The sequence below is a fragment of the Streptomyces sediminimaris genome (genome assembly GCF_047049295.1).
GTDB classification, from domain to species: Bacteria; Actinomycetota; Actinomycetes; order Streptomycetales; family Streptomycetaceae; genus Streptomyces; species Streptomyces sediminimaris.
Window position 1 is genome coordinate 6,651,115 of the sequence record NZ_JBJWOT010000001.1, and the last position, 23,024, is coordinate 6,674,138.

A 23,024-nucleotide genomic window follows, 5' to 3' on the forward strand; every position below is an offset into this window, starting at 1 on the left:
TCCGACAGCCGAAGCAGGAGTACTCGATGGCACGTATGACCGCTGCCCGCGCGGCAGTTGAGATCCTCAAGCGCGAGGGCGTCACCAACGCGTTCGGTGTGCCCGGCGCGGCGATCAACCCCTTCTACGCCGCGCTGAAGGCATCCGGCGGTGTCCGCCACACCCTCGCCCGCCACGTCGAGGGCGCCTCGCACATGGCGGAGGGCTACACCCGTACGCATCCGGGCAACATCGGCGTCTGCATCGGCACTTCGGGCCCGGCGGGCACCGACATGATCACCGGCCTGTACTCCGCCACCGGCGACTCCGTCCCGATCCTGTGCGTCACGGGCCAGGCCCCGACCGCCGTGATCCACAAAGAGGACTTCCAGGCCGTCGACATCGCCTCGATCGCCAGGCCGGTCGCGAAGATGGCGGTCACGGTGCTGGAGGCCGCGCAGGTGCCCGGCGTCTTCCAGCAGGCCTTCCACCTGATGCGCTCCGGCCGCCCCGGCCCGGTCCTGATCGACCTGCCGATCGACGTCCAGCTCACCGAGATCGAGTTCGACCCGGAGACGTACGAGCCGCTGCCGGTCCACAAGCCGGCCGCGACCCGGGCCCAGATCGAGAAGGCGCTCGCGCTGCTGAACGCCTCCGAGCGTCCGCTGATCGTCGCCGGCGGCGGCGTCATCAACGCCGACGCCGCCGGACTCCTCGTCGAGTTCGCCGAGCTGACCGGCATCCCGGTCGTCCCGACCCTGATGGGCTGGGGCGTGCTGCCGGACGACCACGAACTGAACGCCGGCATGGTGGGCCTGCAGACCTCGCACCGCTACGGCAACGCGACCTTCCTGGAGTCCGACTTCGTCCTCGGCATCGGCAACCGCTGGGCCAACCGCCACACCGGCAGGCTGGACGTCTACACGGCCGGCCGCACGTTCGTCCACGTGGACGTCGACCCCACCCAGATCGGCAGGATCTTCGCCCCGGAGTACGGCATCGCCTCGGACGCGAAGGCCGCGCTGGAGCTCTTCGTCGAGGTGGCACGGGAGTCGAAGGCGGCCGGCGAGCTGCCCGACCGGTCCGCGTGGGCCGCCTCGGCGCAGGAGAAGAAGGCGGTCCTGCAGCGCCGTACCCACTTCGACGACATCCCGATCAAGCCCCAGCGCGTCTACGAGGAGATGAACAAGGCCTTCGGACCGGAGACCCGGTACGTCTCCACCATCGGCCTCTCGCAGATCGCCGGCGCCCAGATGCTGCACGTCTTCAAGCCGCGCCACTGGATCAACTGCGGCCAGGCGGGCCCCCTCGGCTGGACGATCCCGGCCGCGCTGGGCGTCGCCACGGCCGACCCCGAGGCGCAGGTCGTCGCCCTCTCCGGCGACTACGACTTCCAGTTCATGATCGAGGAACTGGCGGTCGGCGCGCAGCACAAGATCCCTTACGTGCACGTCCTGGTCAACAACTCCTACCTCGGCCTGATCCGCCAGGCGCAGCGGGCGTTCGACATCGACTTCCAGGTCAACCTCGAGTTCGAGAACGTCAACTCGCCCGAGCTCGGCGTCTACGGCGTCGACCACGTCAAGGTCGCCGAGGGCCTGGGCTGCAAGGCGATCCGGGTGACCGACCCGGCCGAACTGGGCGCGGCCCTGGAGCAGGCCAAGAAGCTCGCGGCCGAGTTCCAGGTGCCGGTGGTCGTCGAGGCGATCCTGGAGCGCGTCACCAACATCTCGATGTCGACCACCAACGACATCAGCAAGGTGACCGAGTTCGAGGAGATCGCGACCGAGCCCGGGCACGCCCCGACCTCGATCAAGGCGCTGAAGGCCTGACGCGCCGGGTGCGGACGAAGGGGCGGCCCGTCCGGTGGGACGGGCCGCCCCTTCGCGCGTGCCCGCGCCGTCACACCGACGCGCGGCTCAGCCCGCCGCCGCGGGAGACGCCGGGCGGCTCACCTTCCGTGGTACCGGTCCGGCCGGTCGGCCCGGCCTCCCCGCGCGAAGCGCGGCACGAGCGCCGTCAGCGCCCTCTCGCCGTGCAGCGCGACCGCGCACAGGATCTCCGCCGCCGGCCGGCCCGCTCCACGGGCAGCGGACGCCGCTCGCGCGGTCCCTTGAGCGGCCGGCGCGCGGCGCCGGTGCGGCCCGGCGGGAAGGCCCGCGGCGACCCGGCGGACGCAAGACCGTCCCGCGCCGCCGCGAGCGCTCCGCGCACGCCTCGGCGCCCCGGCAACCGCACCGTGCCCGCGGGCCCCGGTGGAGCGCCGCGCGCACGGCGCCGGCGCCGGCGGCGGAGGAGCGGCCCCCGCGGCCGGACCCGAGATCCGCACGGTGCCCGCCCGGCCCGCGGCCCGCGCCGACGCAGACCGAGTACGGCGACGGTGACCGCGGCCCGCCGGCCGCCCCGTATCGGCGCGCTCTCGTGCGGCCCGGGCACGACCGCCGTGGACCTTGCCGTCGCACACCCCGTCGCGGGGCCCGCCGCCCCCGTGCCGGCGGGCCCCGCGTGAGGACAACGTGCCCCCAGGCGGGGGCGGTTGCAGCGTGCCGAGCCGTCTTCAGAGGTTCTTCTGAGGATCGCGTGAACGTCCCGCGTCCTCCGGCGTACGCGGCCGCTCACGCCTCCTCGTGGTGCGGAAGCAGCTGTCACACGCCCCGGCGGGACCGGATCGGCGCCGGATGCGGGAGCGTCCGCATCCGGCGCCGACGGCCGGTGAGATGTTCGGTTGTGGCCGTCCGGCGGCGCGAGGCTGGGCGCGACAGTACGTTCGCGCCGCCGGACGGGGTCTGCTGGAGCCGTACCAGGACGGCTGGGACCGCGGCGGATGCGACGGCACCGCGGCGCTCCTTCCCTCAGGTCGAAGAAGGAGGGCCCGGAACCTTCACCACCGCACTGGCTCGCACACCGCCGCGGTCCTCGCCCCGCCCGCGCACGTCCGGCCGGCCACCCCTCATCCGGGCCGGTCCGCTCGTGCGCGGGCCGTCTGTGCCGGTCCCCGCGCAGGGCGTGGACCGTGACGTCGATTCCGGGCGGCGCCGTCGCCTGGGCGCGACAGGACAGATGTCGGCGGCGGCGCCGCCCGGAAGTTCCTTGCCGCGTCAGAGCCGGGCGCCGGAGAGGCGCTCCACCGCCCGCAGCAGGGCAGAGTGGTCCAGGCCGCCGTCGCCCTGGGCGCGCAGCGAGGCGACCAGCTGGGCCACCACGGCGCCGACGGGCAGCGCGGCTCCGACGTTGCGGGCGGCGTCGGTGACGATGCCCATGTCCTTGTGGTGCAGGTCGATACGGAAGCCCGGCTTGAAGTCGCGCTGGAGGAAGTTGTCCTTCTTGCGCGTCAGCACGGTGGAGCCCGCGAGGCCGCCGCCCAGCACGTCCAGCGCCGCCTTCAGGTCCACGCCCGACTTCTCCAGGAAGACCACGGCCTCGGCGCACGCCTGGATGTTGACGGCGACGATCAGCTGGTTGGCGGCCTTCACGGTCTGGCCCGAGCCGTGCGGGCCGCACAGCACGATGGTCGTGCCCAGCGCCTCGAAGATCGGCTTCGCGGCGTCGAAGTCCGCCTGTTCGCCGCCGACCATGATGGACAGCACGGCCTCGACGGCGCCGGCCTCACCGCCGGAGACGGGCGCGTCCAGCACCCGGATGCCCTTCTCCCCGGCGGCCTTCGCCAGGTCGACGGAGGTCTGCGGGGTGATCGACGACATGTCGATCAGCAACGCGCCGGGCCGCGCGTTCTCGAGGATGCCGTCGGGGCCGTAGGCGACCGCCTCGACCTGCGGCGAGGCGGGCACCATCGTGATGATCACGTCGGCGTCCCTGACGGCCTCGGCGATCGAGGCGGCGGCGGTGCCGCCGGCCGCGGCCAGCCGCTGAAGCTTGTCCTGCTCCAGCGTGAAGCCGGTGACGTCGTAACCCGCCTTGATCAGGTTCTCGGACATGGGGGAGCCCATGATGCCGAGGCCGATCCAGGCGATCGCCGGGCGGGAGGAGTCTGCGGGGGTGTTCATGAAGTGTGCCTTTCGGTGAGGGAGGTCAGCGGGCGGCGCGCGCTTCGCGGGGCAGCCAGTCGAAGGCCTCGGCGCTGGGGCGGTCGCCCGGCTTGTACTCCAGGCCGACCCAGCCGTCGTAACCCGCCTTTCCCAGCCGGTCGAGGAGGTCCTCCAGCGGCAGCGAGCCCGTCCCCGGCGCGCCGCGCCCCGGGTTGTCGGCGATCTGCACATGGCCGGTCCGGTCCGCGTACCGCTCGATCACCGAGGGCAGGTCCTCGCCGTTCATGGACAGGTGGTAGAGGTCCATGAGGAAGCGCGCGTTGCCGAGCCCCGTCGCGTCGTTGACCCGGTCCACGACGCCGATCCCGGCCGGTGCGCTGACCAGCGGATACAGTGGCGACTCCGGCTGGTTGAGCGTTTCGATCAGCAGGGTCGCGCCGATGCGGTCGGCCGCGCGGGCCGCCAGGACGAGGTTCTCCAGGGCCAGCGCGTCCTGCTCGGCCGGGTCCACGCCCGCGACGCGGTTGCCGTACAGCGCGTTGAGCGCCGTGCAGCCCAGGGACCGGGCGAAGCCGGCCGCCACGTCGATGTTGGCGCGGAACCTCTCCGACTCCTCGCCCGGGACCGACAGCGCGCCCCGGTCGGGGCCGGGCAGCCGCCCGGCGTAGAAGTTCAGCCCCGTGAGCCGTACGCCCGCGTCCTCGATCGCCGTCTTCAGGGCGTCGAGCTCGGACCGCTCGGGGGTGGGGGAGTCGACCCAGGGCCACCACAGCTCGACCGCGGTGAAGCCGGCCGCGGCGGCGGCCGCGGGGCGCTCCAGGAGCGGGAGTTCCGTGAAGAGGATCGACAGGTTGACGTTGAAGCGCTGCTCTGCGAATCCCATGGGGGTCGGCGCTCCCTTCCGTGAAGTGATTCCGTATTACGGAAGTTCGTTTCTGCTTAATGGAAGACTGCCTGTGACCGGGGAGACCTGTCAAGAGCGCTCACGCAAACCGGCGGCCCGCGCTGCCGCGCCGGGGCTCCGCCGGGCGGCGCTGGCCCGGGTTCAGACCTGCCGGAACCCGCCCGCCGGGCGTTAGGTTGTGCGCGTGCGATTGAGAGTGGAGTTCACGACCGAGCCGTTCGACCTCGACGAGGCCCCCGCGCACGCGGTGGCCGCCCGCGAGGTGATCGAGGCGGCGGAGCTGGACGCGGTGGACGTCGGGCCGTTCGGCAACACGGTGGAGGGCGGTACGGACGCCGTGCTCACCGCCGTGGACACGCTGCTGCGCAGGACGCTGCGGGCCGGCGCCACCCGGATCTCGCTCCAGGTCAACGTGGTCGGCGCCGGGGAGGGTGCCGAGTGACCGCGGCCGGGGACGAACCGTTCATCACGGCGGTGAAACCGCTGGTCGACGCCATGGGCGGCGAGCTGCTCCCGCCCGACGAGGCCGGGCCCGACGACGTCGTGCTCTCCTGGCAGGGTGTCGACGCGGTCGCCGTGCGCCTGCCCCAGCTCGCGGACTCCCTCGACCACATCCTCGCCGCGATGGAGCGCAAGCGGGGCATGCCGCTGGCCGATCTGGACCGCAGGGCCAAGCAGGAGGTCGTGCGGATGCTCGAGGCCCGGGGCGCCTTCGCGGTGCGGCACGGCGTGGAGACCGTCGCGAGCGCCCTCGGCGTCAGCCGCTTCACCGTGTACAACTACCTGAACCGGGACAAAGGCGCCTGAAATCGCCGGTCCCGTCCCGCCGCCGTGAATTTTCAACAAAGTGTTGACGGCTGGTTGCCGAGGGCGTTAGCTATCGGCACGCCCGTTCAGCACGACGGCCCAACGCGGCCACGGAGGCTCCCGTGACGTCGACTTCCACGCCCCCGGGCCTGTCCCGGTTCAACGCACTTCAGGAGCACGCGGCCCTCGCCGCCCTCCGCGAGGTGTGCGCCTCCACCACCTGGGCGCGGCGGCTGACCGCCGCCCGCCCCTACGCCACCCCCGACCGGCTCTACGCCGCGAGCGACGCCGCCACGGCCGACCTGACGGCCGCGGACCTGGCCGAGGCGATGGCCGGGCACCCGCCGATCGGCCGCCCCGAACCGGGGGAGTCCACCTCGGCCCGGGAACAGCGCGGCATGGCCGGCGCCTCCGCGGAGCTCAGGGCCGAGATGCTCGAACTGAACCTGGCCTACCAGGAGAAGTTCGGCCACGTCTTCCTCATCTGCGCCACCGGCCGGACCGGTGAGCAGATGCGCGACGCGGTCAGGGAGCGGATCGGCAATCCGCCTGAGCGGGAACAGGAGATCATCCGCACCGAACTGGGCGGGATCAACCGCATCCGGCTGGCCCGGCTCGTCGAAGAGGAAGTCTGACCCATGAGCACCAGCACCACCGCCGCCTCCGTGTCCACGCACATCCTGGACACCAGCGCCGGCCGCCCCGCCGAGGGCGTCGCCGTCCGGCTCGCGGCCCGCGCCGGACGCGAGGCGGACTGGCAGGCGCTCGGCGGCTCCGCGACCGACGCGGACGGCCGGTGCAAGGACCTGCCGGCGCTGCCGCGGGGAACCACCCACGTACGGCTCGACTTCGCGGTCGAGGCGTACTTCGAGAAGACCGAGAAGACCGAGAAGACCGAGAAGAAACAAGCCGATGCGCAGCAGGACGCCCCCGCGAATCGGGACAGCGGTGCCGTGTTCTTCCCCGAGGTGACGATCACCTTCGCGGTGACGCCCGGGGAGCACTACCACGTACCGCTGCTGCTCAACCCGTTCGGCTACTCCGTATACCGAGGGAGCTAGCAGACACATGACCGACAATTCCCGCCCTGCCCGCCCTGTGGTCCTGGGACAGAACCAGTACGGCAAGGCAGAGAACCGAGTCGTCAGGATCACGCGGGAGGGCGCCACCCACCACATCAAGGACCTCAACGTCTCCGTCGCCCTCTCCGGCGACATGGAGGAGGTCCACTACTCCGGCTCCAACGCCAACGTGCTGCCGACGGACACCACCAAGAACACGGTGTTCGCCTTCGCCAAGGAGCACGGCATCGAGTCGGCCGAGCAGTTCGGCATCCACCTCGCCCGCCACTTCGTCACCTCGCAGGAACCGATCCGGCGGGCCCGCATCCGCGTCGAGGAGTACGCCTGGGAGCGGATCGCGGCCTCCGGGGCCGGCTCGCGGCCCGTCGGCGCCGACGCGGCCAGGCACTCGTCCGACGAGGCCGGGCACTCGTTCGTGAGGCAGGGCCGGGAGACCCGCCTCACCCAGGTCACCTACGACGGCGAGAGCTGGGAGGTCGTCTCCGGCCTCAAGGACCTGACGGTGATGAACTCGACCGACTCCGAGTTCTGGGGCTTCGTCAAGGACAAGTACACGACGCTCCAGGAGGCCTACGACCGCATCCTGGCGACCTCGGTCTCCGCCCGCTGGCGGTTCAACTGGACCGACGACCGGCAGCAGACGCCCGACTGGGAGGAGTCCTACGAGCAGACCAGGACGCACCTGCTCCAGGCCTTCGCCGAGACGTACTCGCTCTCGCTGCAGCAGACGCTCTACCAGATGGGCTCGCGGATCATCGACCACCGCGGCGAGATCGACGAGGTCCGCTTCTCTCTGCCCAACAGCCACCACTTCCTCGTCGACCTGGAGCCCTTCGGACTGAAGAACGACAATGAGGTGTACTTCGCCTCCGACCGCCCCTACGGCCTGATCGAGGGGACGGTCCTGCGGGACGGCTGCGAGGCGAGGATCCCGGTGGACCTCACCAGCCCCTGACCCTTCCCTCCGCTCCGTCCCCCCCGCCCCCTTGCGGGGGACTCCCTCCCCTTCCGGGGGACTCCTTCCCCTTCCGGGGGACTCCCTTTCGGCACCCGTGACCGGGGAACCCGCCTCCCCGTATCCCCGGTCACGGCACTCAAAACCTCAGGGTCCTGCCGTGCCCTCCGCACCGGTCCATCGAGCGAAAAGGACGCATCATGGCAGCAGCCCAGCGCATCGTCATCGAGAACTGCTCGATCGCGACGGTCGACGCCGACGACACCGAGTACGGACACGGGCACGTCGTCATCGCCGGCAACCGCATCGAGGCGCTCGGCGCGGGCGGGGCCCCCGAGGGCCTGGAGAACGTCGTACGCCGGATCGACGCCTCCGGCCACCTGGTGACCCCCGGTCTGGTCAACACCCACCACCACTTCTACCAGTGGATCACCCGGGGCCTGGCCACGGACCACAACCTCTTCGACTGGCTCGTCGCGCTGTACCCGACCTGGGCGCGCATCGACGAGCCGATGGTCTACGCGGCCGCCCAGGGCTCCCTGGCGATGATGGTCCGCGGCGGTGTGACCACCGCCATGGACCACCACTACGTCTACCCCCGCGACTCCGGCGACCTGTCCGGCGCGATCATCCGCGCCGCCCGCGAGGCGGGTGTCCGCTTCACCCTCGCCCGCGGCTCCATGGACCGCGGCGAGAAGGACGGCGGCCTGCCCCCGGACTTCGCGGTCGAGACCCTGGAAGACGCCCTCGCCGCGACCGAGCAGACCGTGGAGGAGTACCACGACGCCTCCTTCGACGCGATGACCCAGGTGGCCGTGGCGCCCTGCTCCCCCTTCTCCGTCTCCACCGAACTCATGCGCGAGGGAGCCGGGTTGGCGCGCCGCCTCGGTGTGCGCCTGCACACCCACGGCTCGGAGACGGTGGAGGAGGAGAAGTTCTGCCACGAGCAGTTCGGCATGGGCCCGACCGACTACTTCGAGTCCACCGGCTGGCTCGGCGAGGACGTGTGGATGGCGCACTGCGTCCACATGAACGACTCCGACATCGCCGCCTTCGGCCGCACGGGGACCGGTGTCGCGCACTGCCCGTCCTCCAACGCCCGCCTCGCGGCCGGCATCGCACGCGTCCCCGACATGCTGGCGGCCGGCGTCCCCGTCGGCCTCGGCGTCGACGGCACGGCGTCCAACGAGTCGGGCGAGCTGCACACCGAACTGCGCAACGCCCTGCTCATCAACCGCCTCGGCGCGCACCGCGAGGCGGCCCTGAACGCCCGCCAGGCGCTGCGCCTCGCCACGTACGGCGGAGCCCGGGTGCTCGGCCGCGGCGCGCAGATCGGCTCCCTGGAGCCCGGCAAGCTCGCCGACCTGGTGCTGTGGAAGCTGGACACCCTCGCCCACTCCTCCATCGCCGACCCGGTGGCCGCGCTGGTCCTCGGCGCGGCGGCTCCCGTCACCGCGTCGTTCGTCAACGGCCGCCAGGTGGTCGAGGAGGGCCGTCTGCTGCACGTGGACGAGGACGCCGTCGCCCGCTCCACGCGGCAGGAGGCACAGCGGCTCGCACGGATCGCCGAGCGGGCCTGAACAGCCGAAGATCTCCGGTCGGGGGGGACGGCCCCCGACCGGTAGCCGTGGATCCAGTGGTTCCACGGCGGCCGTCTCCGGGGCGTGCGCACGCGTGCGCCCCGGAACGGTCTCCGTCCCGGTCCCTCCCCCGCTCCCGACGAGTCCGCTCGAGCGTGAGGCACCCCTCATGACCAGCGCACCACCTCCTTGAAACCCGTGTCAGAGCCGACACGTACCCGACCGGAGGAGCCGCCGTGGCCGCCCATCCCGTTGACGAACGCCTGCCCGCACTCAAGATGGCGACGACCGGCCTGCAGCACGTGGCCGCCATGTACGCGGGGGTCGTCGCCCCGCCCCTCATCGTCGGCGCGGCCATCGGCCTGAGCGCCACCGACCTGACCTTCCTCACCGGCGCCTGCCTCTTCACCGCCGGTCTCGCCACCTTCCTGCAGACCCTCGGCGTCTGGAAGATCGGCGCGCGACTGCCCTTCGTCAACGGTGTCACCTTCGCCGGTGTCGCGCCCATGACGGCGGTCGTGGCCTCCACCAGGGACAAGTCCGACGCGCTGCCCATCATCTTCGGCGCGGTGATCGTCGCCGGCCTGCTGGGCTTCCTGGCGGCCCCCTTCTTCAGCAAGGCCGTCCGCTTCTTCCCGCCCGTCGTCACCGGCACGGTGATCACGCTCATCGGCGTGTCCCTGCTGCCCGTGGCCTTCGGCTGGGCGCAGGGCCCCGACCCGGCGGCGCACGACTACGGTTCGGCCACCTACCTCGGCCTCGCCGCCACCACCCTCGTGATCGTGCTGCTGCTTCGCCGCCTCACCCGCGGGTTCGTCAAGCAGATCGCGGTGCTGCTCGGCATGATCGCCGGCACGGTGATCGCGATACCCTTCGGCGTCACGGACTTCGGCCCGGTGGCCGACGCGGACGTGATCGGCTTCCCGACCCCGTTCCATTTCGGCGGCCCCCAGTTCCACCTCGCCGCGATCCTCTCGCTCTGCGTGGTGATGGTGGTCTCGATGACCGAGTCGACCGCGGACATGCTGGCGCTGGGCGAGATCGTCGAGCGCCCCGCGGACGAGCGGACGATCGCCGCCGGGCTGCGTGCCGACACCCTCGGCTCGGCCCTCAGCCCCCTCTTCAACGGCTTCATGTGCAGTGCCTTCGCCCAGAACATCGGCCTGGTCGCCATGACGAGGATCCGCAGCCGGTACGTCGTCGCCACCGGCGGCGGCTTCCTGGTCCTGATGGGCCTGTGCCCGATGGCCGCCTCGCTCATCGCCGTCGTACCGCGCCCGGTGCTCGGCGGGGCGGGGGTGGTGCTGTTCGGCTCGGTCGCCGCCAGCGGCATCCAGACCCTGGCCAGGGCGGGCCTGGAGAAGGACGACAACGTCCTGGTCGTCGCCGTCTCGCTCGCGGTGGGCATCATCCCGATCACCGCGCCGGACTTCTACCACGCCTTCCCGCAGACCGCGCGGATCGTACTGGACTCGGGCATCTCCACGGGCTGCGTGGCGGCGGTGGTGCTGAACCTGGTCTTCAACCACCTCCGCGGAGGCCGGCAGAAGCAGGACGTGACCCATCCCATGGAGCCCGGGGAGCAGATCGCCGTCGTGCACTGAACCCGCCGGCCGCGGGGCACGGCGATCGCCGTGCCCCGCGGCCGCGACGGGGACGGGCCCCCGCGCCCGCCGGCCGTCGTTTGACGCCCGCCGCGCAGGGCGCGGTGCGCGACCGGCCGGCCCGGCCGGCCGGCGGCCGGGCAGGTCCGTGTCGGTCAGAAGCCGAAGAGTTCCGGCTCGGCCGCCAGTTCCTTGAAGTACCTCTGCGGTTCGGGCACCAGCCGGCGCTCCTTGAGGTCCATCAGGCCGCCGACCGCCGAGATCTCGGCCGCGACCGTGCCGTCCGCCTTGCGGATCGTCTGCTCGATGCGGAACGTCTTGCCCTCGCCCCAGACGAAGGCGCACGTCACCTCGACCTCGTCGCCCGCGAGCAGCTCCCGCCGGTAGCGGATGGTGGTCTCCAGCGCCACCGGGCCGACGCCCTGGCCTATCAGCTCCGCCTGGCCTATCCCGGCCGCGCGCAGCAGCGACCAGCGGGCGTGCTCGGCGTAGTTGAGGTACACGGCCTGGTTGAGATGGCCCTGGACGTCGGTCTCGTACCCGCGGACGGTCACCGGGACGGAAAACGGCTCGCTCACTGCGTTCCCTTCTCGTACGGGATTCTCGTGCCCTGCTGCAACGATCACTGATCCTGGCATGTTCGTCACGTCCGGCGGGGCGACGCCAGCAGATAGCGGGTCCCGGTGCGCGGCTGCGCGTACTCGCCGACCTGCCAGCCCGCCCGCTCCAGCGTCGCCGCACAGGCCCGCCGGGCCTCGGCGGCCGGCTCGTACACGGCGACGGCCTCCGGCTGTGCGGTCGCGCGCACCCGGTAGCCGTCCGCGCCCTCCGGGCCGGCCGGGCGGTGGCCGGCCGCCTCCAGGGCGAGCGCGGCGGCCTGCACCAGATGCGCGCGCTCCCAGCCGCACGGCCGGTCCGTGGCGCCGTCCGGACGGGTCATCCGGCGCAGCTCCAGCAGGCCCTGCCAGGCGCTGTGCACCTCACGCGCACGGGCGTGGCCGGTCCGCGGCGCCCGCTCCTCTCCGCCGACGCGGGCGGCGAAGACGTCCGCGGCCGGGGCGGGCGCCTCGGGCTCCGCCGGCGCCGGCCGGTCGGTCCCCTCCCGGATCCGGTGCCCGGCCGGCGTCAGGAAGTGGTCGTGCGGCGGCCGCGGGTGCCGGAACGCCAGCCCGCGCTTCACCAGCGCCGCGAGCTGCGGCGGCGTACCCCTCAGCCGCCCGGTCACGGGGTCGGCGGCGTCGATCACACGCCGCTGCGCGGCGGTGGGCGGTCGCGTCACGGCGTGCTCCTCTCCCCGGCAGGTCCGCACGGGGGCCGTCGCGCCCGCGTGACCGGCCCTTCGGACACTACGCCGCGGGTCTGACATTCCACGCCGCGATCACGGGCCGCCCGTGCTCCGTCCCCAGCCGGCCCACCGTCCCGGTGGCCAGCTGGAACAGCGCCCCGCTCGACGCCGGCAGCCCCAGCCAGCGGGCCGTCAGCACCCGCAGGAAATGACCGTGCGCCACCAGCACCACGCAGCCCTCGGTGTTGGCGAACGCAGCGTCGACCTCCGCCAGCACCCGGTCGGCCCGCTCGCCGACCTGTTCCGGGCTCTCACCGGGGTGTTCCGGCGGGCCCGGTGCCACCCCGTCCGTGAACAGGAACCAGTCGGGCCGGGTGCGGTGGATCTCCACGGTGGTGATCCCCTCGTATCCGCCGTAGTCCCACTCCCGCAGGTCCACGTCGATCCGCACGTCCTGCAGACCGATCAGCTCCGCCGTCTCGCGCGCCCGCTGCAACGGGCTGCAGAACGCCGCCCCGATCCGGTGCGACCGGACCAGCGGCACCAGCCGCCGCGCCTCCTCACGCCCGCGCTCGGTCAGCGGGACGTCGCTCCAGCCGGTGTGCCGCCCGGAGCGGGACCACTCGGTCTCACCGTGCCGGACGAGAAAAAGATCACTCATGCCACCAGGCTAGGCCCTGCCGCAGCGGGCCCCGGGAGCGCGGCGGCCCCGTCGCCCGCTACTGCCGGTACCCGCCGAGGAACCGCCCGATCCGTCCGATCGCCGCCTCCAGGTCGTCCGCGTGCGGGAGGGTCAGGATGCGGAAGTGGTCGGGGGCGGGCCAGTTGAAGCCGGTGCCCTGGACGACCTGGATCTTCTCCCGCAGCAGCAGGTCCAGGACGAACCGCTCGTCGTCGTGGATCTTGTGGACCTTCGGGTCGATGCGCGGGAAGGCGTACAGCGCGCCCTTCGGCTTCACGCACGACACCCCGGGGATCTCGTTGAGCCTCTCCCAGGCCACGTCGCGCTGCCGGCGCAACCGCCCGCCGGGCGCGGTCAGTTCGCGGATGGACTGGCGGCCGCCGAGCGCGGCCTGGATGGCGTACTGGGCCGGGGCGTTGGCGCACAGCCGCATGGAGGCCAGCATGGTCAGGCCCTCCAGGTAGCTGCGCGCGTGCTGCTTCGGACCGGTCACCACCAGCCAGCCCGAGCGGAAGCCGGCCACCCGGTAGGTCTTCGACAGCCCGCAGAAGGTGAGGACGACCAGGTCGGGGGCGAGGGCGGCGGCCGAGTGGTGGACGGCGTCGTCGTAGAGGACCTGGTCGTAGATCTCGTCGGCGAAGACCATCAGGCCGTGGCGGCGGGCGAGGTCGAGGACGCCCTCGACGACCTCCTTCGGATAGACCGCGCCGGTGGGGTTGTTCGGGTTGATGAGGACGACGGCCTTCGTCCGGTCCGTGATCTTCGAGGCCAGGTCCGCCAGGTCGGGGTACCACTCGGCCTGCTCGTCGCACAGGTAGTGCACCGCCCGGCCGCCCGCGAGGGTCGTCACCGCCGTCCAGAGCGGGAAGTCCGGGGCGGGAACCAGGATCTCGTCGCCGTCCTCGACCAGCGCCTGTACGGCCATGGAGACCAGTTCGGAGACTCCGTTGCCGAGGAAGACGTCGTCGACGTCGACCTGCAGGCCGAGGGTCTGGTAGCGGTGGGCGACCGCGCGGCGGGCGGAGAGGACGCCGCGGGAGTCGGTGTAGCCGTGCGCCTGCGGGAGCATCCGGATCATGTCCTGGAGGATCTCCTCCGGCGCCTCGAATCCGAAGAGGGCCGGGTTGCCGGTGTTCAGGCGCAGCACGCTGTGGCCCGCCTCCTCCAGCGCGTCGGCGTGCTCGATCACCGGGCCGCGGATCTCGTAACAGACCTCGCTGAGCTTGTTCGACTGCCGGAACTCCATTGCGCCCCTCCGGTATCTGGTGGTGCTTGGTTTTACCAAGTGGGAGCTTGGAAAGTCCAATGACATGTCTAGACTGCGTCGCATGTCACGACGCCGAAGCTACGACCAGTACTGTTCCGCGGCCCGCGCCCTCGACCTGGTGGGTGACCGCTGGACCCTGCTGATCGTCCGTGAGCTGCTGGCCGGCCCCCGGCGCTACACCGATCTGCACGCGGACCTGCCGGGCGTGAGCACCGACGTACTCGCCTCCCGGCTGAAGGACATGGAGCGCGACGGCCTGACGACCAGGCGCCGCCTGCCGCCGCCGGGCGCGGCCTACGTCTACGAACTGACCGTGCGGGGGCGGGAGCTGCTGCCCGTGCTGCAGGCCCTCGGGAGGTGGGGCGAGGCGGAGCTGGGGGAGCGGCGGCCGACCGACGCCCTGCGCGCCCACTGGTTCGCCCTGCCGCTGCTGCGCTCGCTCGAGGGTGAGGGGCTGGTCGAAGTGCGCCTGGAGGAGGGGGACTTCCATCTGCGCCTCGGCGCCGGGGACGGTCCCGTGTACGGCGACGGACCCGCTCCCGGGGAGCCCGACGCGCGGCTGGTCCTGGACGCGGAGACGTGCGCGGCGGTCGGCCGCGGGGATGTGAGCGTCACGGAGGCGGTCCGGGGCGGCCGGGTCACCGTGACGGGCGAGGGCACCGTGGCGAAGGGGCTCCGGGAGGCGTGAGGAGAGGCCCGCCGCGAGGGGGCGCGGCGGGCCTTTCGGTGCACGACGGCTGCGTCCGGCGTGCCGTCAGATCGTGCCGGCGTGCCGTCGGATCGTGCCGGCGTGCCGTCGGATCGTGCCGGCGTGTGCCGTCAGGTCGTGCTGATGGGCCGTCAGGCGCCCGGCGGTATCCGTGGAGGCCGGCCCGAACCCCGTGTCAGCGTGTAGCCGCCGATGCCCGCGAGAGCGGCCAGTACCGCGCCCACCGCGGTCCACACCCAGCGGTCGGACCACCAGCCGGAGGACCAGCCGCCGCCGGGCTCGATGCCCGACAGCACCGCGGCCTTCGACGTGTCGCCCTGCCCCTGCCCGGACCCGGACGTCACCGCGATCCCCGGCACCAGCGGCTTCGCCAGCGAGCCGTCGACCGCCGCCGAGCCGCCGATGTCCTTGGAGCCGACCCGTACCGAGGCGCCGATCGGCTGCCCCAGGTCGGCCGTCGCCAGGTTCACCGCCGTCAGCCGGACGTAATAGGTGCCCGGCAGCGGGTCGTTGGCCCACTCCTCGGACCAGGAGCGCACGGTACGCAGCGTGCAGGCCAGGTCGACCGAGGCCGCGCCCTGGGCCGCGGTGCGCGTCTGCGCCCCGTACTGGCAGGACTGACGGCGGCGCAGGCCGTCGTACACGTCGATCTGCCAGGTCTGCGCCGCGTGCGTGCCCGGCAGCTTCACCGTCGCCCTGACGGTGGGGCGCTGCCCGGTGTCGGCGGGGAACGACCAGTACAGGTAGTCGCCGGTGGAGGCGCTCGCCGTGGCCTGCTGCCCCTGCTCGATCTCCGCCGCCGTACGGAAGGACGTACCCGCCGCGGTCGGCGCCGAGCCGTCGCCGGACGCGCTCGGCGACGGCGAGGAGTCGGCGGCGGCCGGCGTGACGGCCAGCCCGAACATCAGCGCTGCCGCGCTCAGCACATGGGAAACCCGCATCAGTTGGTCCTCCAGACCGCGACCCGCCAGCGTGACACCCAGCCCCAGACCAGACCCGCGAGGAAGCCGGTCAGCACGAGCAGGCCGAGCAGCCACCAGCCGCGGCCCAGCCCGAAGGAGGCCACGTCGTGCGCCTGCGACGCGCCGCCGACCACGTCCACGGTCAGCTCGACGGGCATGCCCGGCGTGGTCTTCACGCCGGACGCCGCCGAGAAGGAGTTGGTGACCTGCAGGCACACCGTCTCGGCGGGAGCCTGCTCGTCGTCGCTCTCCGCCTTCGGGTAGCGCAGGCCCGTGGAGACCACGTCCGTACGGCCGTTGCCCGCGGCCTCGCCGCGCACGATCTCCCGGCCGTGCACCGTGACCGCCCGCAGCAGGACGCCGTAGTCGGGGTTCACCGCCCGGTCGGCGGCGACGCTCACCGAGGTGCGCAGCTCCTGGCCGGGCCGCACCTCCACCTTGTACCAGCGCTGCTGCCCGAACTCCTCGCGGTCGGTGTAGAGACCGGACTTCAGGGACGGCGCGTCGGTGCACCGCGCGGCGCCCTCGGTGGCCACCGGCGTCACCACCGGGTCGGCCGCGCGGTCCACCAACTGGTTGACCTTGTCGGTGAGCTGGTCGGTGTGCTGGACGGAGGTGTAGGTGCCGCCGGTCGCCTCGGCGATGCAGCTGAGCTGCTTGCGCAGCTTGGTGTTCGGGACCAGGCCGAGGGTGTCGATGGTCAGGCCGATGCCCTTGGCCGCTATCTCGCGGGCCACCTCGCACGGGTCGAGCGGCGCGCAGGTGTCCTCGCCGTCGCTGATCAGCACGATCCGCTTGGAGCCGGCGTCGGTGCCGAGGTCGCCGGCCGCCTTCAGCAGCGCCGGGCCGATCGGCGTCCAGCCGGTCGGCGAGAGCGTCGCCACCGCGGTCTTCGCCTCGGTGCGGTCCAGGGTGCTGACCGGGTAGAGCTGCGCGGTGTCCTTGCAGCCCGTCCTGCGGTCCTCGCCCGGGTAGTTCGCGCCGAGGGTGCGGATGCCGAGCCGGACGTCCTTCGGCGTCGCGTCCAGCACCTCATTGAACGCCTGCTTCGCCGCCGCCATCCGGGAGCCGCCGTCGATGTCCCGGCTCCGCATGGAGCCGCTGACGTCGAGCACGAGGTCCACCTTCGGCGTGCCCTCGCCCGTGGGTTCGCCGGCGCGTGCCGCGGCCGGGAACGCGAGCCCGGCCGCCAGGGTGGCGAGCAGGGCGCACACTCCTGCCGCCAGCCGTTGTGTTCTGATCATCGGCGGATCCTATTGATCAGACCTGCCGGGCTCCAAAACGGGACGTCACCAGGGCCTGTCCGCCAGCGGGTTGGGCAGCTCGGCCCACTGGTCCCCGGGCGTCCCGGGGGACAGCCGCATCAGCGTCAGGGCCTTCGCGGGCAGCGGCCGGCCGAGCAGCGCGGCCAGGTCGGGCGTGCGCGGCAGATCCCGTACGGCCGCCTCCAGCGCCGTGCCCAGCGCCGGCGCCGAACCCGCCGTGGCGGCGAGGGCTCCCGCCACCAGCGATCCGAACAGCTTGCGCCGCAGGGCCTCCTCGTCGTCCGTGACGATCCGTCCGGTCAGTTCCGGGAGCGGGACGCCGTGCCGGGATAGCCGTGCCGGGCTGACGCGGATGTCGGCCAGGTCGCGGTAGACCAGCCGCAACGGGGCACCCGTGCCGGAGAGCACGACCAGGAGGTTCTGGCCGTGCGCCTCCAGCGCCACACCCAGCTCCAGCAGGCACAGACCGACGGTGAGGGTGAGACGGGTGAAGCGGGCGAGCCAGGAGGGGGATTCGGGCAGTGCCGTGGTGGTCAGCGAGGCCACCGGCACCACCCGTTCGCCCCGGTCCGTCGCCGCGTACGTCTGCGGCGACTCCCGTACCACGGCCGCGAGGTCGGGCGAACCGGCCGCGGCCGCGCCCAACGTGCGGGTGACGTGCAACAGACCGTCCGTGCGCGCCGCCACCGCCTCGGCGAAGGACGACACGGTGGCCGACAGCCCCACCGAGTAGACCGAGATGTCCCGCACGGAGGACGTCAGCCGGGTGCTGAGCGCGGTCTTGACGTGCGGTCCGTCCGGCAGGGCGAGGGTGCGCAGGGACATCAGCGGGTGCGCGGCGAACCCCTCTCCACCCACCGCCGCCCGCGCGGCACCCGCCCGGGTCAGGACATGTGCCGCCTGCCACGGATGCACCGGCAGCAACAGCCGCCCCCCGTCCCGCAGCGTGTCCGGCCACGCCCCGCTCACCAGGCAGTCCTCGGTGCGTACCGGCACCGTGCCCAGCCGCACCACCGGCCGGTGCTCGGGCCCGTACGCCAGCTGCTCGACCACCGAGAAACCGGGCCTGGAGCGGCAGCCGGGGTGGTAGGGATGCCCGTCGACCACCCGCTGCTCCCACTCCCAGTCCCGGACGGGCCACTCTTTCGAGGGGTCCGGCTGCCCCGCCCGGGAGAGGGCCAGCGACGCGACGCTGCCGCCGAGTTCGGCCGCGAGAGTATCGCCGTGCGGCACGCCGAGACGGCTCATCAGCCGCGCCGGATGGTCGTACACCGTCTCGTCCAGGCGTACGGAGGCGACGTACGCGGCGGTGGCGTACGGGTCCGCGGACGGGCCGTGAAGCCGTCGTCCGTCCGCGAGGCGCAGGGTGAGCTCCGCGCGGCCCCGCTCACGGCCCGCGATCCACGGCAGGGGCTCGTGGGCGAGGGCCCGCCACAGCCGGGTCAGCACGGCCGCGCGGGCACCCGGCAGCTCGGTCGCGTACCGTGACAGCAGGTCCGGCCGGACCCCGGCCAGCTCGTCGGCGACCTCGGCCTCCGCGGGGTGGGGACGGTGCACGGGTGGACTCCTCGGGTACGAGCGGGGCGTCACGGACAGGGTGCGACGGCATCCATACTGATCGTCTTCGCCCTCAGGACTTCAGGGAACGAGTGGATCGCGTGGATTCCATCCCCCCGCCGACCGGTGACGATCTCGCCGCCCGCGCCGACGCCTACGCGGCCGCACCGCTGCTCAACTGCCTCCTGCGCGAGGTGGCCCGGCCCGTCGCGGACTCCGGCGGCCTGCGCACGTACCGGCTGCCCGGCGTGGACCGGCTGCTGCGCGTCCGGGGCGTCCGGCGGCCCACCGGCCCCGAGGTCTACGCGGCGGGTCACTGGCACCGCATCGGCCACACCGAGCTGGTCAAGCTGGTGGCCGAGGAACTGCGCCGACACACGGGACTGTCCAACCACGAGCTGCCCGCCGACATGATCGACAGCCGGGAGGCGGTGGCCGCGCTGCTCGCCGCACGCGCGCGGGCCAGGGAGCCGGAGGACCCGTATCTGCGCTCCGAGCAGTCCCTCATCACCGGCCACCCCCACCACCCCGCCCCCAAGGCGCGCGGCGGCGGCCCGGCGGCCGGCTGGCTGCCGTACGCCCCCGAGGCGCACGCCCGCTTCCCGCTGGTGCTGCTCGGCGTGCGCGAGGACGCGGTCGCCGAGGAGGGCGACACCTCGGCGCTGGACGCGCTGGGACAGGCCCCGCCCGGCTACCGGCTGCTGCCCGCCCACCCGTGGCAGCTCGACCTCGCCGGCCGGGAGCTCACTGGGGCGTTCGCCGACGGCCGCCTGGTGCGCCTGGGCACCACCGCGTTCGACGTCTGGCCGACCGCCGCGATCCGGACGCTGTACGCCCCCGGGCGCGACCTGTTCCTGAAGTTCAGCCTCGACGTGCGCATCACCAACGACATCCGCCGGCTCTGGCGGCACGACCTGCGCGCACTGCGCCGCACCGATGCGGAGGCGGCGAAGGCGTTCGCGGCGCCGGGCGGATCCGCCGCCTGGCTCAGCGACCGCGGCTACCGCACCGCCGGCTTCGCCTTCGAGGAGCTCGCCGTCCTCGTCCGCGACGGACTGCGCGGCCATCTCCTGCCCGGCGCGACCCCGCTGCTCGCCGCGGGACTGGTGGAGGGCTTCACGGGCAGCCCGCTGGCCGCCGCCGCGGACCCGGCCGCCTGGTGGGAGGCCTACCTGAGGGCCGTCGTCCCGCCGGCGCTGGCCGCGTTCGCCGGGCACGGCGTCGTGCTCGAGGCGCACCTGCAGAACACGCTGGTCGCCGTCGACGCCGACGGGCTGCCCGTGCAGGCGCTGTTCCGGGACGCCGAGGGCGTGAAGCTGCTGGCGGACGTGGGCCGGGAGGCCGGCTGGGAGCGGCTGGTCTACACCCTGGTCGTCAACCACCTGGCCGAGGTCGCGGCCGCCCTGGCCGGACACCGTCCCGGTTTCGACCCCTGGCCCGCCGCCCGCCGCGAGCTCGGCCGCCACGACCTCCCCGAGATCGCCGCACTGCTCACCGCGCCGACCCTCCCCGGCAAGACGAACCTGCTGCTGCGCTGGGCCGGGGCCGACGGCGCCGACGCCCGTTACCTGCCGCTGCCCAACCCGCTGGCCCGGCCGGTGCCGGGACGCTGACATACCCTGGCGGGTGTGCTGCGCGACGTGACTGCCGTTCGATACGTGACCCCCCTGCGGTCGGGCGGCTCCGTGCCCGGCGTCGTCGAGGCCGACGACCTGGGCACCTACGTGGTGAAGTTCACCGGTTCCGCACAGGGCCGCAAGGCGCTGGTCGCCGAGGTGATCGTCGGAGAACTGGCCCGCGCCCTCGGGCTGCGCTTCCCCGAACTGGTCCTCGTCCACTTCGACCCGGCGATCGCCGGCGACGAGCCGCACCAGGAGGTGCGAGCTCTGCACGCGGCCAGCGGGGGCCTCAACCTCGGCATGGACTTCCTGCCGGGGGCCAGGGACTTCACCCCCGAGGTCGCCGAGGTCTTCCCGGTCGACCCGGTGGAGGCGGGCCGGATCGTCTGGCTCGACGCCCTGACGGTGAACGTCGACCGCACGGTCCACAGCTCCAACCTGATGGTCTGGCCGACGCTCGGCACCGTGCCCCCGCGCCTGTGGCTGATCGACCACGGCGCGGCGCTCGTCTTCCACCACCGCTGGGACACATCGGCGCCCGACAAGGCCTACGACTTCCGTCACCACGCCCTCGGCCGCTACGCCCCGGACGTCCGCGCGGCCGACGCGGAGCTCGCGCCGAGGGTGACCCGCGAACTGCTGCGCGGGATCACGGCGGAGGTCCCCGACGCCTGGCTGGCCGCCGAGGACGGCTTCCCGACGCCGGACGACGCGCGGTCGGCCTACGTGGACTACCTCCAGGCGCGCGTGCGGGCCTCCGCGGCGTGGCTCCCCACCGACTTCCCCACCCGGCGGGAGCTCGCCGCCGAGGAGGCCCGGCGGGCGGCGCGCTCGCAGGAGGGCCGCCCGGAGTGGCTCAAGCGGGTCCCGGACCTGCACGGCGAGCCGGCCGCCCGGCCGCACCGGCCGGCGCACCTCGGCTGAGGAGATCCGGGCGAGCGACCGCCGCGGACGGCCGAGTGGCCCCGGAGAGCTCCCGCGGCCGCCCGGCCGGGGCCGCCCGGGGCAGGTCAGCCCTCGAGCTGCTGGTAGGCGGGCAGCGTCAGGAAGTCCGCGTAGTCGTCGTCGAGGGAGACCGTCAGCAGCAGGTCGTGGGCCTGCTGCCAGTGGCCGGCCGCGAAGGCCTCCTCGCCGATCTCCGCGCGGATGGCGGCGAGTTCCCCGGCGGCGACCTCGCGGGCCAGCTCCGGGGTGGCCTTCACCGTGCTGCCCTCGTGCTCGAACTCGACGCCCGCGTTGACCCACTGCCAGATCTGCGAGCGGGAGATCTCCGCGGTGGCCGCGTCCTCCATGAGGTTGAAGATGGCGACCGCGCCCATGCCGCGCAGCCAGGCCTCGATGTAACGGATGCCCACCTGGACGGCGTTGACCAGGCCGGCGTAGGTCGGCCTGGCGTCGAGCGAGTCGATCGCGATCAGGTCGGCGGCCTCCACGTGGACGTCCTCGCGCAGCCGGTCCTTCTGGTTCGGCCGGTCGCCCAGGACCTTGTCGAAGGACTCCATGGCGATCGGCACCAGGTCGGGGTGGGCGACCCAGGAGCCGTCGAAACCGTCGTTCGCCTCGCGGTCCTTGTCGGCCCGGACCTTCTCGAAGGCGACCTTGTTGACCTCGGCGTCGCGCCGCGAGGGGATGAACGCCGCCATGCCGCCGATCGCGTGCGCGCCGCGCTTGTGGCAGGTGCGGACGAGGAGTTCGGTGTACGCCCGCATGAACGGGGCCGTCATCGTCACCGCGTTGCGGTCCGGCAGGACGAACCTGGCGCCGCCGTCACGGAAGTTCTTGACGATGGAGAACAGGTAGTCCCAGCGGCCGGCGTTCAGCCCCGAGGCGTGGTCGCGGAGTTCGTAGAGGATCTCCTCCATCTCGTACGCGGCCGTGATCGTCTCGATCAGGACGGTGGCGCGGACGGTGCCCTGCGGGAGGCCGAGGTGGTCCTGCGCGAAGACGAAGACGTCGTTCCACAGGCGGGCCTCGAGGTGCGACTCCGTCTTCGGCAGGTAGAAGTACGGGCCCTTGCCGAGGTCCAGCAGGCGCTGGGCGTTGTGGAAGAAGTACAGGCCGAAGTCGACGAGGGCGCCGGGCACCTGGGCGCCGTCGGCGTCGACGAGGTGACGCTCGTTCAGGTGCCAGCCGCGCGGGCGCATGACGACCGTCGCCAGTTCCCCGTCCGGGCGCAGGGCGTAGGACTTGCCGGACGCCTCGTCCGTGAAGTCGATGTTCCGGGTGTAGGCGTCGGCCAGGTTGACCTGACCGAGGACCACGTTCTCCCAGGTCGGCGCGGAGGCGTCCTCGAAGTCGGCGAGCCAGATCCGCGCGCCGGAGTTGAGGGCGTTGATGGTCATCTTGCGGTCGGTGGGACCGGTGATCTCCACGCGGCGGTCCTCGAGGGCCGCGGGGCAGGGGGCGACCCTCCAGGAGTCGTCGGCGCGGATCGCGGCGGTCTCCGGGAGGAAGTCGAGCGTGGAGGTGCGGGCGATCTCGGCGCGGCGCACGGCCCGGCGGGCGAGGAGCTCGTCACGGCGCGGCGTGAACCGCCGGTGCAGCTCGGCCACGAAGGCGAGCGCCGCCTCGGTGAGGACCTCCTCCTGCCGGGGCAGGGGCTCGGCGTCGACGATGGCCAGCGGGGACGGCGCTGGTGCGGACATGAGCTGTCACTTCCTTCAGCGGTGGCACCGGGTGCCAGTCGAACCGGGTACGGCGGACAGCACCCGTGGAGCGGTAGGGCGCTTCTGAACAGTGGATACTAGTTTCCTCATCGTGGAACTTCAATGGTTTGTTGAC

At 72.9% G+C, this 23,024-nt stretch carries 21 protein-coding genes; 11 read left to right on the forward strand and 10 right to left on the reverse strand.

Going from position 1 to position 23,024, the window contains the following annotated elements; translation table 11 throughout:
* Nucleotides 1-26: 26 nt before the first annotated feature.
* Complete coding sequence (gene gcl, locus ACJ9NR_RS30530) at nucleotides 27-1,811, forward strand: glyoxylate carboligase (protein ID WP_412491509.1); 1,785 nt, start codon at nucleotides 27-29, stop codon at nucleotides 1,809-1,811.
* 1,266 nt (nucleotides 1,812-3,077) lie between these two features.
* On the opposite strand, the gene ACJ9NR_RS30535 is transcribed toward gcl, so the two are convergent.
* A complete protein-coding gene (locus tag ACJ9NR_RS30535) occupies nucleotides 3,078-3,983 on the reverse strand; it encodes a 2-hydroxy-3-oxopropionate reductase (protein ID WP_412491508.1) in 906 nt (301 codons plus the stop codon).
* Nucleotides 3,984-4,008: 25 nt separating this feature from the next.
* A complete protein-coding gene (locus tag ACJ9NR_RS30540; protein ID WP_412491507.1) occupies nucleotides 4,009-4,848 on the reverse strand; it encodes a TIM barrel protein in 840 nt (279 codons plus the stop codon).
* A gap of 205 nt (nucleotides 4,849-5,053) precedes the next feature.
* On the opposite strand from ACJ9NR_RS30540, the gene ACJ9NR_RS30545 reads away from it, so the two are divergent.
* The 7 genes from ACJ9NR_RS30545 to ACJ9NR_RS30575 all read left to right on the forward strand — a co-directional run bounded on the left by ACJ9NR_RS30545 (nucleotide 5,054) and on the right by ACJ9NR_RS30575 (nucleotide 10,897).
* On the forward strand, nucleotides 5,054-5,311 hold the full coding sequence (locus ACJ9NR_RS30545) for a hypothetical protein (protein WP_412491506.1): 258 nt from the start codon (nucleotides 5,054-5,056) through the stop codon (nucleotides 5,309-5,311).
* Nucleotides 5,308-5,676, forward strand: coding sequence for a helix-turn-helix domain-containing protein (locus ACJ9NR_RS30550; protein ID WP_412491505.1), 369 nt, complete (start codon nucleotides 5,308-5,310; stop codon nucleotides 5,674-5,676). The genes ACJ9NR_RS30545 and ACJ9NR_RS30550 overlap by 4 nt, the downstream gene beginning before the upstream one ends.
* A gap of 122 nt (nucleotides 5,677-5,798) precedes the next feature.
* Nucleotides 5,799-6,311, forward strand: coding sequence for a 2-oxo-4-hydroxy-4-carboxy-5-ureidoimidazoline decarboxylase (gene uraD / locus ACJ9NR_RS30555; protein ID WP_412491504.1), 513 nt, complete (start codon nucleotides 5,799-5,801; stop codon nucleotides 6,309-6,311).
* 3 nt (nucleotides 6,312-6,314) lie between these two features.
* Complete coding sequence (uraH, locus tag ACJ9NR_RS30560; RefSeq protein WP_412491503.1) at nucleotides 6,315-6,737, forward strand: hydroxyisourate hydrolase; 423 nt, start codon at nucleotides 6,315-6,317, stop codon at nucleotides 6,735-6,737.
* 7 nt (nucleotides 6,738-6,744) lie between these two features.
* Entirely contained in the window at nucleotides 6,745-7,713 is a 969-nt protein-coding gene (pucL, locus tag ACJ9NR_RS30565) for a factor-independent urate hydroxylase (RefSeq protein WP_412491502.1), read from the forward strand.
* Nucleotides 7,714-7,913: 200 nt separating this feature from the next.
* Nucleotides 7,914-9,293, forward strand: coding sequence for an 8-oxoguanine deaminase (locus ACJ9NR_RS30570; protein WP_412491501.1), 1,380 nt, complete (start codon nucleotides 7,914-7,916; stop codon nucleotides 9,291-9,293).
* 236 nt (nucleotides 9,294-9,529) lie between these two features.
* Complete coding sequence (locus ACJ9NR_RS30575) at nucleotides 9,530-10,897, forward strand: nucleobase:cation symporter-2 family protein (protein ID WP_412491500.1); 1,368 nt, start codon at nucleotides 9,530-9,532, stop codon at nucleotides 10,895-10,897.
* Nucleotides 10,898-11,052: 155 nt separating this feature from the next.
* On the opposite strand, the gene ACJ9NR_RS30580 is transcribed toward ACJ9NR_RS30575, so the two are convergent.
* The 4 genes from ACJ9NR_RS30580 to ACJ9NR_RS30595 form a co-directional block, all read right to left on the reverse strand.
* Nucleotides 11,053-11,475, reverse strand: a complete 423-nt coding sequence (locus tag ACJ9NR_RS30580) for an acyl-CoA thioesterase (protein WP_412491499.1) — start codon at nucleotides 11,473-11,475, stop codon at nucleotides 11,053-11,055.
* A gap of 65 nt (nucleotides 11,476-11,540) precedes the next feature.
* Nucleotides 11,541-12,176 carry a hypothetical protein gene (locus tag ACJ9NR_RS30585; RefSeq protein WP_412491498.1) on the reverse strand — a complete coding sequence of 212 codons (636 nt, stop codon included), beginning with the start codon at nucleotides 12,174-12,176 and terminating at the stop codon, nucleotides 11,541-11,543.
* A 67-nt stretch (nucleotides 12,177-12,243) separates the two neighbouring features.
* Nucleotides 12,244-12,843, reverse strand: a complete 600-nt coding sequence (locus tag ACJ9NR_RS30590; protein WP_412491497.1) for a histidine phosphatase family protein — start codon at nucleotides 12,841-12,843, stop codon at nucleotides 12,244-12,246.
* 58 nt (nucleotides 12,844-12,901) lie between these two features.
* Nucleotides 12,902-14,110: a pyridoxal phosphate-dependent aminotransferase gene (locus ACJ9NR_RS30595; protein WP_412491496.1), complete on the reverse strand. Its 1,209-nt coding sequence runs from the start codon at nucleotides 14,108-14,110 to the stop codon at nucleotides 12,902-12,904.
* 82 nt (nucleotides 14,111-14,192) lie between these two features.
* On the opposite strand from ACJ9NR_RS30595, the gene ACJ9NR_RS30600 reads away from it, so the two are divergent.
* The gene (locus ACJ9NR_RS30600; RefSeq protein ID WP_412491495.1) at nucleotides 14,193-14,819 is read left to right on the forward strand and encodes a winged helix-turn-helix transcriptional regulator; all 627 of its coding nucleotides are present in this window, start codon (nucleotides 14,193-14,195) and stop codon (nucleotides 14,817-14,819) included.
* 152 nt (nucleotides 14,820-14,971) lie between these two features.
* On the opposite strand, the gene ACJ9NR_RS30605 is transcribed toward ACJ9NR_RS30600, so the two are convergent.
* The 3 genes from ACJ9NR_RS30605 to ACJ9NR_RS30615 are packed head-to-tail and all read right to left on the reverse strand — an operon-like array spanning nucleotide 14,972 to nucleotide 18,624.
* The gene (locus ACJ9NR_RS30605) at nucleotides 14,972-15,781 is read right to left on the reverse strand and encodes a hypothetical protein (protein ID WP_412491494.1); all 810 of its coding nucleotides are present in this window, start codon (nucleotides 15,779-15,781) and stop codon (nucleotides 14,972-14,974) included.
* A complete protein-coding gene (locus tag ACJ9NR_RS30610; protein WP_412491493.1) occupies nucleotides 15,781-17,046 on the reverse strand; it encodes a VWA domain-containing protein in 1,266 nt (421 codons plus the stop codon). Before ACJ9NR_RS30610 ends, ACJ9NR_RS30605 begins: the two co-directional genes overlap by 1 nt.
* 45 nt (nucleotides 17,047-17,091) lie before the next feature.
* Nucleotides 17,092-18,624, reverse strand: coding sequence for an IucA/IucC family protein (locus ACJ9NR_RS30615; RefSeq protein ID WP_412491492.1), 1,533 nt, complete (start codon nucleotides 18,622-18,624; stop codon nucleotides 17,092-17,094).
* A 92-nt stretch (nucleotides 18,625-18,716) separates the two neighbouring features.
* Between ACJ9NR_RS30615 and ACJ9NR_RS30620 the strand changes: the two genes are divergently transcribed.
* Both ACJ9NR_RS30620 and ACJ9NR_RS30625 read left to right on the forward strand, forming a co-directional pair.
* Nucleotides 18,717-20,237, forward strand: a complete 1,521-nt coding sequence (locus ACJ9NR_RS30620) for an IucA/IucC family protein (RefSeq protein ID WP_412491491.1) — start codon at nucleotides 18,717-18,719, stop codon at nucleotides 20,235-20,237.
* Nucleotides 20,238-20,252: 15 nt separating this feature from the next.
* Nucleotides 20,253-21,167, forward strand: a complete 915-nt coding sequence (locus tag ACJ9NR_RS30625) for a HipA family kinase (protein WP_412491490.1) — start codon at nucleotides 20,253-20,255, stop codon at nucleotides 21,165-21,167.
* A gap of 86 nt (nucleotides 21,168-21,253) precedes the next feature.
* On the opposite strand, the gene aceB is transcribed toward ACJ9NR_RS30625, so the two are convergent.
* A complete protein-coding gene (gene aceB / locus ACJ9NR_RS30630) occupies nucleotides 21,254-22,888 on the reverse strand; it encodes a malate synthase A (protein WP_412491489.1) in 1,635 nt (544 codons plus the stop codon).
* Nucleotides 22,889-23,024: the final 136 nt, after the last annotated feature.

Excerpts from the sequence above, each read along its gene's own strand:
- gcl (WP_412491509.1), top strand. The coding sequence starts at position 27 with ATGGCACGTATGACCGCTGCCCGCGCGGCAGTTGAGATCCTCAAGCGC.
- ACJ9NR_RS30535 (WP_412491508.1), bottom strand. The coding sequence starts at position 3,983 with ATGAACACCCCCGCAGACTCCTCCCGCCCGGCGATCGCCTGGATCGGC.
- ACJ9NR_RS30540 (WP_412491507.1), bottom strand. The coding sequence starts at position 4,848 with ATGGGATTCGCAGAGCAGCGCTTCAACGTCAACCTGTCGATCCTCTTC.
- uraH (WP_412491503.1), top strand. The coding sequence starts at position 6,315 with ATGAGCACCAGCACCACCGCCGCCTCCGTGTCCACGCACATCCTGGAC.
- pucL (WP_412491502.1), top strand. The coding sequence starts at position 6,745 with ATGACCGACAATTCCCGCCCTGCCCGCCCTGTGGTCCTGGGACAGAAC.
- ACJ9NR_RS30570 (WP_412491501.1), top strand. The coding sequence starts at position 7,914 with ATGGCAGCAGCCCAGCGCATCGTCATCGAGAACTGCTCGATCGCGACG.
- ACJ9NR_RS30590 (WP_412491497.1), bottom strand. The coding sequence starts at position 12,843 with ATGAGTGATCTTTTTCTCGTCCGGCACGGTGAGACCGAGTGGTCCCGC.
- ACJ9NR_RS30595 (WP_412491496.1), bottom strand. The coding sequence starts at position 14,110 with ATGGAGTTCCGGCAGTCGAACAAGCTCAGCGAGGTCTGTTACGAGATC.
- ACJ9NR_RS30600 (WP_412491495.1), top strand. The coding sequence starts at position 14,193 with ATGTCACGACGCCGAAGCTACGACCAGTACTGTTCCGCGGCCCGCGCC.
- ACJ9NR_RS30605 (WP_412491494.1), bottom strand. The coding sequence starts at position 15,781 with ATGCGGGTTTCCCATGTGCTGAGCGCGGCAGCGCTGATGTTCGGGCTG.
- ACJ9NR_RS30610 (WP_412491493.1), bottom strand. The coding sequence starts at position 17,046 with ATGATCAGAACACAACGGCTGGCGGCAGGAGTGTGCGCCCTGCTCGCC.
- aceB (WP_412491489.1), bottom strand. The coding sequence starts at position 22,888 with ATGTCCGCACCAGCGCCGTCCCCGCTGGCCATCGTCGACGCCGAGCCC.